Origin of the sequence: Halalkalibacter hemicellulosilyticusJCM 9152 (genome assembly GCF_000513115.1) — a bacterium.
GTDB lineage: Bacteria > Bacillota > Bacilli > Bacillales > Bacillaceae_D > Halalkalibacter > Halalkalibacter hemicellulosilyticus.
The window spans coordinates 38,586-53,310 of record NZ_BAUU01000002.1 but is presented as its reverse complement, the minus strand read 5'-3'; the positions used below and the strand labels follow the sequence as shown (position 1 = coordinate 53,310).

Here is a 14,725-nt window from a genome sequence, read left to right as displayed (position 1 = left end):
AAGAGAAATTTCAAAAGGTAGCGAAACCTTTGAAACTTCTCTTTCATTCCTACTTCTCTTCTTTTCGTATACCATTTTTAAAAACAGCCGCACTGCGAATATATTCGATGTCCTTTATTTTTAATCTTGCATTTACAACTCTTGCAATAGCGAATAAATAATCAGATAAACGATTTAAATATTTAAGAACATACAGATTGTAAGCTTCGTTTGTTTCTAGTAATTGAACAACTTGACGTTCAGCTCTTCTTGCAATCGTCCGACAAATATGTAACGTTGCTGCAGCCTCTGCCCCTCCTGGTAAAATAAATCTTTCAATTGATGGTGCTTCGTCTATATAAATATCCATCCTTTGCTCCAAATAATCAATCATTGTTTGATTTGTTTTATATGGGATTTTATCTGACTTCTTTACAGCAGCTAAATCTCCACCACAGTCAAATAGTTCATGTTGGATTCTCTCTAACTCACCCTTAATATCTCGAAATAGGTCATCCTGTAATTGAGTTACTGCTTGACCAACAAAAGCATTCAATTCATCTATGGTCCCATATGCTTCCACACGAATATGACTCTTCATTAAACGACCACCAATAACACTTGTTTTACCTTCATCTCCAGTTCGTGTATACAACTTCAATACAATCCCTCTTTCATATCGTTTTCACTAGTATACATGATTATTTTCATTTCTATCTAGTAAAAATTCTCTTGACATTTCTTCTCCTTCACGATAAAGTATAAAACAATTTCATATGTTGGAAATCGGTACTTTGAATACGATGACTTTCAAAGTTTAAAAGGGAATCCGGTGAAATTCCGGAGCGGTCCCGCCACTGTAGTAGATGAGTTACAATTTCTTGAACCACTGGCTTATGAAGCTGGGAAGGTGATTGTGACGTTGACTCTAGAGCCAGGAGACCTGCCAATTTCAACAACACTGTTTTTACCTACGGGAGATAGGGAGGTGTTATAATAGCTTATTTACGCATGCCGTCATAAGGATATTATTACACTATTATAGGTAATAATATCCTTTTTTATTTTAATGAAATGGAGGAGATGTATGAATGTCAATTAAAACAAGCAACTTAGGTTATCCGCGAATTGGTGAACAGCGTGAATGGAAACGATCATTAGAGTCGTTTTGGAAAGGTTCAATTACTGAAGATGAATTACATACTCAAATGAAAGAAATTCGTTTAAATCATCTTAAGAAGCAAATGGAGTTAGGGATTGATTATATTCCTATTAATGATTTTACTTATTATGATCATGTACTTGATATAGCGACTATGTTTGGTATCGTTCCAAATCGGTTTCAATATTCCGGAGGGGTCGTTTCTTTAGCTACTTACTTTGCAATGGCACGCGGAGGAGAAGCTCAAGCGTGTGAAATGACAAAATGGTTTGATACAAACTACCACTATATTGTCCCTGAACTACATGATGCAAAGCCTACACTCGTCGAAAACAAACCGTTGAAGGCATTTAAAGAAGCGAAAGAAGAATTAAATATAATTGGAAAACCAGTTATTTTAGGACCGTTTACATTCCTAAGCTTATCAAAAGGATATAAAAAGTCTGAATTCTCAAACCTTTTGTCGCAATTAATCCCACTTTACTCACAGGTTTTATCAGAGTTGAAAGAAGCAGGAGCAGAAGTTGTTCAAATCGATGAACCTACATTTGTAACGGATTTAAGTGCAGATGACTGGAATCTAATTAAACAAGTCTATACTCAACTAGCTAACGCAACTGACATTAATTTAATCATACAAACGTATTTTGAAAGTGTTGATCAATACTTGGAGCTCATTTCATTACCAGTAAAAGGGATAGGCCTTGATTTTGTTTATGGAAAAGAAAAAAACTTAAATTCCTTACTCACATACGGCTTCCCTCAAGAAAAAATACTTGGAGTTGGAATTATAGATGGTCGAAATATTTGGAAAAGTGACCTCAATAAAGCATCTAAGCTTCTTGAAAGAATTAATGAAATAGTTCCATATTCCAGACAGCTTATTCAGCCTTCATCAAGCTTACTGCACGTCCCAGTAACGTTAAAGTATGAAGAGGCACTAGACCCTCTAGTAAAAGAGGCACTTGCCTATTGTGATGAGAAACTAAAAGAATTGACTTTATTAAAAGAGATCATATTAGACCGTAGTCAATTTGAGGACAAATTAAAAGAACACCAAACAGGCATTTATGAATTAAGTGAATCGGCATGGAGATCCGAAAAAAAATTAAACGAATTGAAAACGAACCGTATCACCCATTTTAGCAAAAGAGCAGAGCTTCAACAAAAAAAGTGGAAATTACCTTTACTACCTACTACGACGATCGGGAGTTTTCCACAATCAACGGAAGTGCGTCAAACCCGTTTGAAGTGGCGTAAAGGAGAATTATCTAACGAAAACTATGAACAACATATTAGAGAATATATGAAGAAATGGATCAAAATTCAGGAAGATTTAGAACTTGATGTTTTCGTTCATGGTGAGTTCGAGCGAAATGACATGGTTGAATTTTTTGGCGAAAAATTATCAGGGTTTGCTTTCTCAAAAAATGGTTGGGTTCAGTCATATGGGTCACGTTGTGTAAAACCACCTATCATTTTTGGTAATGTAGAATTTACAGAACCGATGACTGTAAAAGAAGTAGTTTACGCCCAATCATTAACCGACAAACCTGTTAAAGGCATGCTTACTGGTCCTGTTACCATTTTAAACTGGTCCTTTGCTCGAAACGATATTTCTAATAAAGAAATTAGCTTTCAAATTGCAGAAGCGCTTCTTAAAGAAGTACAAGCGTTAGAAGAAGCAAATATTACGATGATTCAGGTTGATGAGCCTGCATTACGTGAAGGTTTACCGTTGAAGAAAGAGAAGCAAGCAGACTATCTTCAATGGAGTATTGAAGCGTTCAGACGTTGTACATCTGATATCGATGACTTAACACAAATCCATACACATATGTGCTATAGCGAATTTAATGAAATTATTGATGCAATTGATGCAATGGACGCAGATGTGATCTCGATTGAAACCTCTAGAAGTCATGGTGAAATGATTGAAGCATTTGAAAAAACAACGTATACAAAAGGGATTGGTTTAGGCGTATATGATATTCACAGTCCTCGTATTCCAAGCGTATCAGAAATGTCATCGATTATTGAACGTGCTCTAAAAGTTCTGCCAGCAGAACGTTTTTGGGTTAACCCTGATTGTGGCTTGAAAACACGCTCTGAAGAAGAAACAATTGCTGCACTTAAAAAAATGGTTGATGCAGCTAAAAAAGCTAGAGAAAACATTACCATTTCGAGCCAATCTTAGAGGTGGTAATGAGACGGGAAATGATACAATTTCTTGAATATACAACGAATGAAAAAGAAATGAAGAATTGTATTTACCACCTAGATTCTCAAGGTTTACATTCATTAGTTGAACATTTATGCTTTACAACTATAGAAACCCAAGAACGCTGGTTGAATATGCTTCAATCGATTTTGAATATGGAATAAAAAAGAGGCTGAGGCAATACTTTTGTCCCAGCCTCCCCTTATAGTCACGTCAACACAGCTTACTCATTAGACATAGCAATGTTTGGGATAAAAAATGTGAATTCTGTACCTTCATTTAATTTACTATGAACAGAAATATGACCATTGTGAGCTTCGACAATATTTTTAGCAATCGCTAAACCTAAGCCCGTTCCTCCGCGACTTCGAGTTCTAGCCTTGTCTGCCTTGTAAAAGCGCTCAAACACAAACGGTAAGTCCTCTTCTGGTATTCCAGAGCCTGTATCAAGAACATCAAACTTTGTCCCTTCATCAAATGAACGCACACGCAACGTGACATGACCTTGTTCACTTGTATGCCTTATGGCATTGTGAAGTAAGTTTGTTAATACCTGTTCAATACGATCTGGATCAATGGTTGCTTCTTTGTCTAATTTAGTGGCATCAAGTGAAAGGGCAATGTTTTGTTCTTTCGCCAAACCTTGAAATTTACGGACGACCTTTTCAACAAAAGGATGCAGCTGTATGTGTTCGGCATGTAATTCTACGTGACCTGCTTCCATCCTCGCCAAATCTAATAGTTCATTCACTAATCGCCCTATTCTAAGTGACTCATCATAAATAATTTTTGCCATTTCCTTTTTTTCTTCATCTGACTGAGCTATATCGTCAATAATCGCTTCACTATAACCTTGGAGCATAGATATTGGTGTACGTAATTCATGTGAAACGTTTGCAATGAAATCTTTACGCAATTTATCGTGTCGCCGTTCTTCAGTCATATCACGAAAAACAGCAACTGCTCCTCTTATCACGTTTTGATCATATAACGGAGTCATTAATATAGTCCAGCTGCGACCTTGCACTTCAATTTCCGTAGTTTGTTCCTTTTCAAATGTTACGACCTGCTCAAATAATGTTCGAATTGTATCAGGTAACTTCTCTTCTTGTCGAATTTGACCTTGTTCAAAGGACCAAGATTGTATAAACCGTTCTGCTGGGGGATTGGCTAGCACGACCTTACCATATTTATTTAACGTAATGACTCCGTCAGCCATACTCCCTAATATTCGTGCTAACTGTTCTTTTTCTTGATTTAATGCGTGAATATTATTATTCAATTCTCTGCCCATGCGATTAAAAGCCATTGCCAATTGACCAATTTCATCATGTGTCAAAATCGGTATCTTCGTTTCAAATTGTCCTTTTGCGACTTCTAATGCCATTTCACGCATTTTACGTAGTGGTGCAGTTACCCTTGATGATAGGAAAAAAGCAAATACTGTTGTCATAATGATCGCTATACCACCAGAGAGATAAACGATTCTTCTCGTTTCTGCCGTTGCTGAATTAATGGCGTCCAATGATTGATATAGAAAAACAGCGCTATCTTCTATTTCGCCAGGTTGAACCGGGACACCAACTATCATGATTTCAGCGTATTGTTGTTCGTCATTACTTTCAAAAGGAAAATCACCTTCTGTACGGACGATTTGCTCCCCTGAAAATACGTCCATTAACACATGATTATTATATAATGTATGCAATGCTAAATAATGCGAATGATGATTTTCAGTACTTAAAACTTTTTCACCTTCTATTAGTAAAATCAATTTCGTATCGAACGTTTCAGCATACTCTTGAATAACGTATAATGCTTCTTCTTGCTCATAACGCTCATACATTGATGCAACCATCTGTGCATGATTCATTAATTGCGACTCGGCCGTATTTACGTGCACTCTCTCAAATGATTGAAGAAGAAGCACCATTAACAACGTTAACACAAATGTTACTAGTAAAATAATTGTAAGCCAAAGCTTACCAACTACACTGCGCCATAGCATTAGTCTTTCTGTCCCTCAAACTTATAACCTATTCCCCATACCGTTGCAATCATTGCTGCAGCTTGCGGTGAAACTCTATTTAACTTTTCACGTAAGCGTTTAATATGTGTATCAACCGTTCGTAAATCACCAAAGAAATCATAATTCCAAACATCCTTGAGTAATTGCTCACGCGAAAATACTTTATCAGGAGATTGTGCTAAATAATGAAGTAATTCATATTCTTTAGGTGTTAATGAAATCTCTTCATCAGCAACCATTACACGATGTGCGTCATGGTCAATCGTTAATTCTTGAAAGACTAATACATTTTTTGCGAGAGTATCGGTTTGCATAAATTTTGTAGCAGAAGCACGTCGAAGTAACGCTTTTACTCGTAGGATAACTTCTCTCGGACTAAAAGGCTTTACAATATAGTCATCAGTTCCTACTTCAAAGCCTTGGACACGGTTTGCTTCTTCTCCTTTTGCTGTTAACATAATAACAGGTGTCGCTTTCGATTTCCGAAGTTCTTGGCATACTTCAATACCGTCCATTCCTGGCATCATTATATCTAATAAGATGACATCGAAATCTTTTTCAATTGCTAATTGTAAGGCGTCCTCACCATTTTCAGCCTCTTCTACTTGATAATTTTCACGTTCTAAGTACATTTTTAATAATCTCCTAATACGATCCTCATCATCTACTACTAATATACGAGCATGCTCCATATAACTTCTACCTCCTCCATCTGTTCAAAAGGGGTGCCCCAATAAAGGAACACCCCTGTTCTATTATAGGGCATATGAATGCAACCCGGCTATAACTAAATTAACAAACACAAGGTTAAACATTATGATACCAAATCCAATGACACATAGCCAAGCTGAACGCTCGCCGTGCCACCCTTTTGAAAGTCTTAAATGTAAATATGCTGCATAGAATAAGAAAGTAATTAATGCCCAAACCTCTTTAGGGTCCCATCCCCAGAAGCGAGACCAAGCAATTTGTGCCCATATCATGGCAAATATTAACCCACCAAGTGTAAAAACCGGGAACCCAATGGCTATAGCTCGATAACTTATTTCATCAATTAATTGCGGACTTACTCCTTTTAATAAAGGTTGGATGGCAGCACTAATTCGTTTACGAAGAATAAGTCGTAATAACCAATAAAGGATGAGACCAGCTAAAATAGACCAAATAACTGTGTTCAAATCATTTGCTCGAATATTCTCGGGCACATGAATAATTGGAGATAATGCACCTTCTGTCAAAAGCTCTCCCTCATTCGGTCCTATGAAGGCTGGCATCGTATATGTCATTGTTGCTTCCGTTTCAAATTCATTTATATAATTGAACTGCGCTTCATAATTAGCCAAGTTAAAAGCAGTGCCAACAACGATATATCCAATTAAGCTTAATACACAGAAAAGAATAAATTCCATAGAACGTGTACGCTTATTAGTTTTAGAAAAATCAATCGTCCTTAATAAGTATATGAGCCCCGCTGCCATACCTATCGTTAATACCCCTTGTCCAAGAGCAACGGTAATAACATGAATCGTTAACCAATTACTTTGAAGGGATGGAATTAACGGTGAAATTTCACCAGGAAACATGGAAGCATAAGCAATTAAAAGCATGACAACTGGCATTGTAAATAAACCTAAATAGTTTGAACGGTAAATAGCATATAAAATTATAAAGGCTAAACCAATTGCTATTGCAAAAAAGGTCATATATTCATACATATTGCTAACGGGTGCATGACCCGCTACATACCAACGAGTAATAAAGTAACCAAGTGAAAAAGCCGATGCAAATATGGAAGAGAGAAAACCTAAAAACCCCCATCGATTTCCTCTCATTTCTCCGTCTTTATTACGCCACTTTCTTCCTGTAACGGAAACCGCATAAAAAATCGTTGATGCTAAATAGAGAAAGAAAGCAGTATAAAGAAGATTACCACTCAATTCAACCATACTCTAGCCTCCTTGCCATTATTTTCTATCTAGTTTGTTGTCTCTTTATCCTTTTCTTCCTTTTCCAGCTGATCGATAGGAGAAGGAATCGTAGTGCCTTCTAATATTTCGTCAATATCTTTTCGTAAAGATAAATAGTTTTTATTCGTATGACCAGCGATAATGAATTCGTTATCGACTTGTTGAAACCAGATTCGACGATGTGCCCAATAAGAACCTTGAATGAGACCAATCATAAAAATAATTCCACCAATAATTAATAATGGAAATGTATAATCTTTTCTCAAAACGAGAGCCGTTACATGATTTGTTTCCAAATCAACAAATGTCATTTTATATTCATTTTCCCCTAAAGGCTCAAGATTTGTTTGAATTCCAACAAAACTTACCTCTCCATCAGGCGTATCAGGTGTATACATATCGAATATAAACACTGGATTGTTTGGAACATTTGATCGTGTGGCTGGAACATTATTATTTAAATAAAAATCTTGGAAATATTCACGGATCTCAACATAATACCTTCTCCTAGATCATATACTGCTTCGGGGCTTGAGAGATCAACATCTAATTGACCAAACTGTTCACCAGTCTCTTTATTTTCAAGTGTGAAACTCATTGAGCTAAGCTCATTAAGCTTATAATCCATTTGATATAGAGAAAAGCCACTAAATGTTAACGGTTCATTTACTCGAATAGGATAACGCTCGACCTCAACTAATTCAGCATCATCTCCAATGATTCCCGAATTTTGTCGTTCATATAACACCGCATCTGTTTGATAATTACTAGCTATTGCACCCTCGGCTCGGTTTAATGCCTCGCGGTACAACTCATTTTCTTCATCGTAAACTTCAATAATAAATTGTTCATTTTCGACATGAAACTGACCATTTGTATGCGGGACTTCAGCTATTTCACCTTCACGAATCCACATATGGTCATCAACATACATTCCAGGAAAGTATCGTAGCATACAACCAATCAAGAAGATAATTAAACCGATATGGTTGACATATGGTCCCCATCTAGCAAAACGATTTTTTTCCGCAAGTAAATTTCCGTTTTCTTCTCGAATGTTATATTTCTTCTTCTTTAATTTTTTCTTAATTGTCTGTAGCTTTTCATCCACATTGTTCACTTCTGTGTAACCATAAAGCCTTTGACGTTTTAAGAAATTACGATGTTTTGTGATACGTTGATTTTTCAATGCGCGATATAATGGAAAAAAACGATCAATACTCGCAATTAATATTGATACTCCTAGTGCTGCTACTAGGAGCATGTACCACCATGAACCGTATAGGTTGTGAAACCCTAGCTCATAATAGAGTTTCCCTGTAAATCCATACTCGGTTTCATAATGCTCTGTAGGACTTACACCACCTGGAATATACATTTCTTGTGGGTAAATCGTTCCTAATGAGGACGCTATTAATGTAATAACAATGATCCATATCCCGACTTTAACGGAAGAAAAAAACATCCAAACTTTATCTATAATAGTAGTCGTATATGTTTGCGAGCGACGAGCCACTCCTTCATATTTCATATCTAGGAGCTTAGTTGATTCGTTTTGATCACCAATTGGGTTCCCACAAGCCGCACAAACTTGAGTACCCTCTTGATTTAAATGTCCGCATTCACACTTCATTTGACTCATTCCCCACACCTCAATACTTTACTGATCTTCTGGTATTATCCGTTCCATAAAATCTCGTACCATGCTTTCTGTCATGCCACCTTCAAAAACATGTTCGACAGTGCCATGTTCATTTATTAAAATTGTAGTAGGTAAAGGGTGGACGCCGTATGCGTTTGTCACAGATCGTCCCTTATCGATTACAATCGGAAATGTCAAATTATACCGACTAGCGAAACGCTCCACCGTTAGTTCTGGCTCGTTTACATTAACGGCAATAATTTCAACACCTTTTTCCTTATATTCATCATATAATTCTTCCATAATCGGCATTTCCTTTTCACATGGAGGGCAGAATGTACCCCAAAAATTAAGAAAAACACCTTTTCCTTCATAATCACTTAATTCAATTCGTTCCCCACTAAGGTCAGTCAATGCAAAATTAATCGACTCTTCTCCTACTTTCGCTAAACTTTGATCCATAAAAAATTGAGAATAAAACGTATAAGCAAGGGCTGCTCCGATCAAAATCAAAACACTCGTTCGCATCACTAGACGTTTTTGCTTCATTCACTCGTCCTCCTCTCAAAAACAGTTAACACTATGTTATTATAACGTCTTCCTAAAAGAGATGATAAAGCGTTTTATGACGGTTTCGTGACAGCTATTTCTCTTAAATGTTTCACTTCAATCGGCTTTAAAGGTCGTACTTCACCTGGGTTCAACCCTTTTAAATTCAAAAAGCTGTATTCTTCCCTTTTTAGCTTCATGACCGGGTGGCCAATTGCTTCAAACATTCTTCTTACTTGACGATTACGACCTTCATGAATCGTTAATCGAATGATAGATGTTTGCTTTCTTTTATCAAGCGAAATCATTTTCACCTTCGCAGGTGCTGTCTTCCCATCCTCTAACATAATTCCATTTTGAAGCTTTCTTAGCCCTTCTTTACTCGGGATTCCTTTTACCTTCGCAACATACACCTTATTTACATGATATTTCGGGTGCATTAAAAGATTTGCAAATTCCCCATCATTTGTAAGTATAATGATCCCCGAGGTATCATAATCAAGTCGACCAATCGGAAAAACTCGTTGCTCAATTTCGATAAAATCAGTTACGACTTTTCGACCTTTATCGTCACTCACACTTGAAATCACACCACTAGGTTTATAAAGTAAATAGTAGACAGGTTCTTCACGATCAATAGGTACACCATTCACTTCTATCTCATCTTTATTAGGGGTCACTTTTACACCTAGCTCTCGTACTACTTTCCCATTTACTCTTACTTTTCCTTCAATAATTAACTGTTCCGCTTTTCTTCTTGACGTAATTCCTGCTTGTGCAATGACTTTTTGTAGACGTTCCATATGTTCACCTCATTTAACATCATACTCGTCCCACTTTAATTTCTCAAGCAAATCAAACATTGCAATATTGTGAACAGTTTACGTATGATAAAGTCTAAAATCTTCTCCAAACCAAAAAAACTGATTACCTTAGTTTCATCATAACCAAAAAGTAATCAGCTAATAGCTCTATTCTATCTTCCAAACACATAACTTACAACAATTATAGCAGCAATAATACCAACTAAATCAGCTAGAAGACCTACTTTTAAAGCATCGCCCATTTTTCGAATTCCAACAGCTCCAAAATAAACGGTTAAAACGTAAAACGTTGTATCCGTACTCCCTTGCATTGTTGATGCAAGGCGACCGATAAACGAATCAGGACCATACGTTGCGATTAAATCAGACGTCATTCCTAAAGCGCCTGTTCCAGAAATAGGTCGAATCAATGCAAGAGGGATAATTTCTGACGGAATTCCAAGAACCTGTAGCATCGGCTTTAAAAGCTCAATAATAAAATCCATTGCTCCAGACGCACGGAAAACAGAGATAGCCACTAACATTCCAACCAAATATGGAATGATTGAAACCGCCATTCCGAAACCTTCTTTAGCACCTTCTACAAAAGTCTCGTAAGTTGGAACTTGTTTATATGTGCCATACATGAGCACAAACGCAATTAGAAAGGGTATAAACCAAATGGAAATAACCGTAATCCAATTCATGACTCAGCGCCCCTTTCTTAAGCGACGATAGTAAAAAAATCGATCGATAAGAATGGCGCCTAATGTTGAACATAATGTAGCAATTAACGTTGTACCGACAATATCTGTTGGCGCTACAGAATCATAACTCATACGAATCGATATAACAGTTGTTGGAATTAAGGTAATGCTAGCTGTATTAATGGCTAACAAGGTAATCATTGATCGACTTGCTGAATCTTTATGACCATTTAGCTCCTTTAATTGTTGCATCGCTTTAATTCCCATTGGAGTGGCGGCATTTCCTAAACCAAAAAGGTTAGCAGACATATTTGATAAAATGTATCCCATTGCTGGATGTCCTTTAGGCACTTCAGGAAAAATTTTACGAACGAATGGCTCCATTAAACGCGACAAACCTCGAAGCATCCCAGCAACCTCTGCTATTCTCATGAGTCCTAACCAAAAAACAAGAATACTAATGAGACCAATACAAATCGTAACAGCATCCTTTGCACCTGAAAAAATGGCTTCATTCACTTCAGACATCCGACCGTTAATAGCTGCAAAAACTACGCCAATGACTAACATTGACATCCATATTTTATTAATCATACGGTTTCACTCCAATGTAAAAAGAAAAAACATTTTTAAAATTCGTCCAAAAGCTTTTTTCTTGTTCAACCGGAGCCTCGTAAATAACCGGAACTCTACCGATCACCTCATTGTAGACTAGTACATCATAGTGACCTACTTTTTGTTGATCGAATCGCTGTTCCTGTCCACTTTTTTGCGGTGGATCATCAAGAGTGAGTGAAAGTTCTAGCGATTTTTTTTCTGAATCATTTAACGGATAAAGAAATGGATGAGGAACATATATACGATCTTTATAGAAGGGATGATCGATACCTTTAATCATTCCTTTGTCAATAATCGTTTCGGTTTCATATTGATCAAACGCCCATTCAAATAAATTCATATGATCATGCCAATCACTTGGAGCATTTAACGTTACAACGATATATTTGTTTTCATTCTTTTCAGCTGTTGAAACAAGAGTTCTTTTAGCTCGTTTTGTAAATCCTGTTTTTCCTCCAGTTGAATACGAATACAGCTCTGTTAATAAGCGGTTTTTATTTTTCCAAACGCGAATTTGTTCCCCATCGACGCGATGACTTTTTGTAGAAGAAATCGTTCGATATTGTTCTACTTGCATCGCATATTGTGTCAAAAGAGCCATATCATATGCAGTGGAAAAGTGATCTTCATGATCATCTAAACCATGAGGATTTTGAAACAGTGTATTGTACATCCCAATTTGCTTTGCTTTCTCATTCATTAAATAAACAAATCCCTCTAAGCTTCCACCAACATGCTCAGCAATAGCAACCGCAGCATCATTACCGCTTCTTAGCATTAAACCATATACTAAATCTTCAAGTGCCATTTCTTCTCCAGCTCTTAAATATATTGAAGATCCTTCTGTTCCCTCAGCGCGATTACTCACTTTAACCATTTCATTCATTTTCCCTGACTCAATCGCTAATAGAGCTGTCATAATCTTAGTTATACTAGCAATTCTCAGTTGATCATGAGCATTCTTTTCATATAACACTCTACCTGATTCTTGTTCCATTAATATAGCAGCTTGAGCAGACACATGGCGATTCTCTGCCTGTGTAACTTGCGATTTCACAGAAAAAATCATCAATATAGCAATACTAATACATATAATTCTTCTTCCCATCTCTCCATCCCCATCCTTGACTAATAGGATTCAACTAAACTTGTCCTGACATTCTCTTATTAGCCCATTCTATGCTTTGGTGACAAAGATATGAGTACAAAATAAATACCTCTATTACTTTAAGGGCACTGAAAAAGTTGGTTTTTAACTTTTTCGATGTCCTTTAAGCAATGTGCGTAACCGTTTCCTATTTTGAAAAGCTTGATACGAGTGGGTTTTTCGTATCAAGCGAACAACGAGTGAAGCCATTGCTAATCATATCAAAGGTACTGAAAAAGTTGATTTTTACTTTTTCAGTGGCCTCATTATTTTCAAGCTCATAATTTAACTTATTATAGAGAAAATAATAAAAATGGGGGGTTGAACGATGGAAGAGTTGTTTCAAATATTCGGAAGAATCATGACGATTTTACCACTTCTTTTATTGATGACATTATACATGGGAAGACGTTCGATTGGTCAAATGCCCGTATTTGATTTTCTTATTATGATGACTCTTGCTTCAGTTACAGGAGCTGATATTGCTGATCCAAGTATTCAGCATACTTACACAGCTTTTGCGATTGTTGTCATTGCTCTTTTTCAAAAAGTTGTTTCAACCTTATTAATTAAAAGGAGACCATTTGCCAAGTGGATTACCTTTCATCCAATTGAAGTCATTCGCGATGGAAAATTAATTAAAGCAAACCTACAAAATGTTCAATATTCAATTGATAATATTTTACAGCTATTGCGCCAAAAGGATATTTTTAATATTGAGGATGTTTATTCAGCCATTATCGAAGCAAACGGTTCGCTTAGTGTGCAAAAAAAAGCAAACAAAGTTACTCCTACTAGAGAAGAATTCAATTTACCTAATCAAATAGACACAATTGCTTATCCCGTTATTGTAGAAGGACGATTTATGAAAGAAGTGATTACTCACTTAAACACAACAGAAGAATCCCTCCGTCAACAGCTTATTGATAAAGGGATTCATCGTATTGAAGATATTTTTCTTTGCACAATGACACGTTCAGGAGACACCCAATTATCGTACACAACGAAACAACATCTAAACCCTTATGTGTGAAAGTTATTTCGTATAAGGTGAAACCATTTGATATACAGCCTGCATTTGTTCTGCACACCATCGATACTGTTTTTTTGCTTGAGGCTGTTCTGTATCTAATGAAAACAATTCCAAATCTGCTTGAACCTGTTTGATACTTGCTTCAAGCAATGGAAGCTCTGTTGGCTTAGGGACTGTCAACTGATCGTCAAATAAATCAATTGTTAATTGTCCATATTCATCGATTTGAGCTAAAACGACATTCTCAACTAATGCGTTCATTTTCTCTAGTTCCGTTTGTAACCATTCTCTACTGAATCCTCTAGTCGCTAATGGTTCATCTAAAATTTCTCCGTCCATTATGACTGTCTCGGGTTCTTTAATGGCCGGAACGTTTTGATTTAATAATTTTGCAGTTAAAGGTTGAGTTTCTTTTTTCAACAGAACATTTAATTCCCCATTCCCTTCAAGAACCGCAAATTCTACATCTGCAAATTGAAAGACATTTTTCGATCGTAATTTGCGTAATAACTCATCTGTATTTATGTGTTGCTTCTTCATATTATCTTCTAGAATCTTTCCATCTTTAACAATGGGAACTCCTTTCCCATAGAAAAGAGTTCGAACTTTCTTACTCACTTCACTTAAATAAGAGATACTAATCATCCCTACACACCAGACTACTATTGAAATGAGAGGCCAACCAAATGGAATTGACAACTGAAACGAACCAATAGCTACGATGAGTGAAATGATTAAAATTAAACTAAATTCAAGTATTGAAGCTTCACCAATTGGTTTGCGTACCAATAATCTCCCTATTGAGATGACGATAATAAAACCGATCGCACTTCGAAGTATGACTTCTAACCATCCAGGCATTTCATCA

At 36.5% G+C, this 14,725-nt stretch carries 13 protein-coding genes, 1 pseudogene and 1 riboswitch; of the genes and pseudogenes, 3 read left to right on the top strand and 11 right to left on the bottom strand.

Features of this window, described 5'->3' with window-relative positions; genetic code table 11:
• Positions 1-49: 49 nt before the first annotated feature.
• The gene (locus tag JCM9152_RS01400; RefSeq protein WP_035340086.1) at positions 50-640 is read right to left on the bottom strand and encodes a cob(I)yrinic acid a,c-diamide adenosyltransferase; all 591 of its coding nucleotides are present in this window, start codon (positions 638-640) and stop codon (positions 50-52) included.
• Between the two features lie 109 nt (positions 641-749).
• A riboswitch (cobalamin riboswitch) is annotated at positions 750-944 on the top strand.
• A gap of 126 nt (positions 945-1,070) precedes the next feature.
• Here JCM9152_RS01400 and metE point away from each other — a divergent pair.
• Both metE and JCM9152_RS22250 read left to right on the top strand, forming a co-directional pair.
• Entirely contained in the window at positions 1,071-3,338 is a 2,268-nt protein-coding gene (metE, locus tag JCM9152_RS01395; protein WP_035340083.1) for a 5-methyltetrahydropteroyltriglutamate--homocysteine S-methyltransferase, read from the top strand.
• Between the two features lie 8 nt (positions 3,339-3,346).
• Entirely contained in the window at positions 3,347-3,526 is a 180-nt protein-coding gene (locus JCM9152_RS22250) for a hypothetical protein (protein ID WP_148296411.1), read from the top strand.
• A gap of 59 nt (positions 3,527-3,585) precedes the next feature.
• Here JCM9152_RS22250 and JCM9152_RS01390 read toward each other — a convergent pair whose 3' ends face one another.
• The 9 genes and pseudogenes from JCM9152_RS01390 to JCM9152_RS01350 form a co-directional block, all read right to left on the bottom strand.
• Positions 3,586-5,370 (bottom strand): ATP-binding protein, encoded by a 1,785-nt coding sequence (locus JCM9152_RS01390; protein ID WP_035340081.1) that lies wholly within the window; start codon positions 5,368-5,370, stop codon positions 3,586-3,588.
• On the bottom strand, positions 5,370-6,083 hold the full coding sequence (locus JCM9152_RS01385) for a response regulator (RefSeq protein WP_035340079.1): 714 nt from the start codon (positions 6,081-6,083) through the stop codon (positions 5,370-5,372). The genes JCM9152_RS01390 and JCM9152_RS01385 overlap by 1 nt, the downstream gene beginning before the upstream one ends.
• Positions 6,084-6,146: 63 nt before the next feature.
• Complete coding sequence (ccsB, locus tag JCM9152_RS01380; RefSeq protein WP_035340077.1) at positions 6,147-7,337, bottom strand: c-type cytochrome biogenesis protein CcsB; 1,191 nt, start codon at positions 7,335-7,337, stop codon at positions 6,147-6,149.
• Between the two features lie 29 nt (positions 7,338-7,366).
• Positions 7,367-9,000, bottom strand: a pseudogene (gene resB / locus JCM9152_RS01375) (cytochrome c biogenesis protein ResB).
• A gap of 18 nt (positions 9,001-9,018) precedes the next feature.
• Positions 9,019-9,549, bottom strand: coding sequence for a thiol-disulfide oxidoreductase ResA (resA, locus tag JCM9152_RS01370; RefSeq protein WP_035340074.1), 531 nt, complete (start codon positions 9,547-9,549; stop codon positions 9,019-9,021).
• Between the two features lie 74 nt (positions 9,550-9,623).
• Positions 9,624-10,352 carry a 23S rRNA pseudouridine(2605) synthase RluB gene (gene rluB / locus JCM9152_RS01365; RefSeq protein WP_035340072.1) on the bottom strand — a complete coding sequence of 243 codons (729 nt, stop codon included), beginning with the start codon at positions 10,350-10,352 and terminating at the stop codon, positions 9,624-9,626.
• Between the two features lie 173 nt (positions 10,353-10,525).
• Positions 10,526-11,059 (bottom strand): spore maturation protein, encoded by a 534-nt coding sequence (locus JCM9152_RS01360; RefSeq protein ID WP_035340070.1) that lies wholly within the window; start codon positions 11,057-11,059, stop codon positions 10,526-10,528.
• A gap of 3 nt (positions 11,060-11,062) precedes the next feature.
• Positions 11,063-11,653, bottom strand: a complete 591-nt coding sequence (locus JCM9152_RS01355; RefSeq protein ID WP_035340067.1) for a nucleoside recognition domain-containing protein — start codon at positions 11,651-11,653, stop codon at positions 11,063-11,065.
• Positions 11,646-12,785: a D-alanyl-D-alanine carboxypeptidase family protein gene (locus JCM9152_RS01350; RefSeq protein WP_035340065.1), complete on the bottom strand. Its 1,140-nt coding sequence runs from the start codon at positions 12,783-12,785 to the stop codon at positions 11,646-11,648. Before JCM9152_RS01350 ends, JCM9152_RS01355 begins: the two co-directional genes overlap by 8 nt.
• 367 nt (positions 12,786-13,152) lie before the next feature.
• Between JCM9152_RS01350 and JCM9152_RS01345 the strand changes: the two genes are divergently transcribed.
• Positions 13,153-13,857, top strand: coding sequence for a DUF421 domain-containing protein (locus JCM9152_RS01345; protein WP_035340062.1), 705 nt, complete (start codon positions 13,153-13,155; stop codon positions 13,855-13,857).
• Between the two features lie 3 nt (positions 13,858-13,860).
• On the opposite strand, the gene JCM9152_RS01340 is transcribed toward JCM9152_RS01345, so the two are convergent.
• Entirely contained in the window at positions 13,861-14,718 is an 858-nt protein-coding gene (locus JCM9152_RS01340; protein ID WP_035340060.1) for a DUF421 domain-containing protein, read from the bottom strand.
• Between the last annotated feature and the right edge of the window lie 7 nt (positions 14,719-14,725).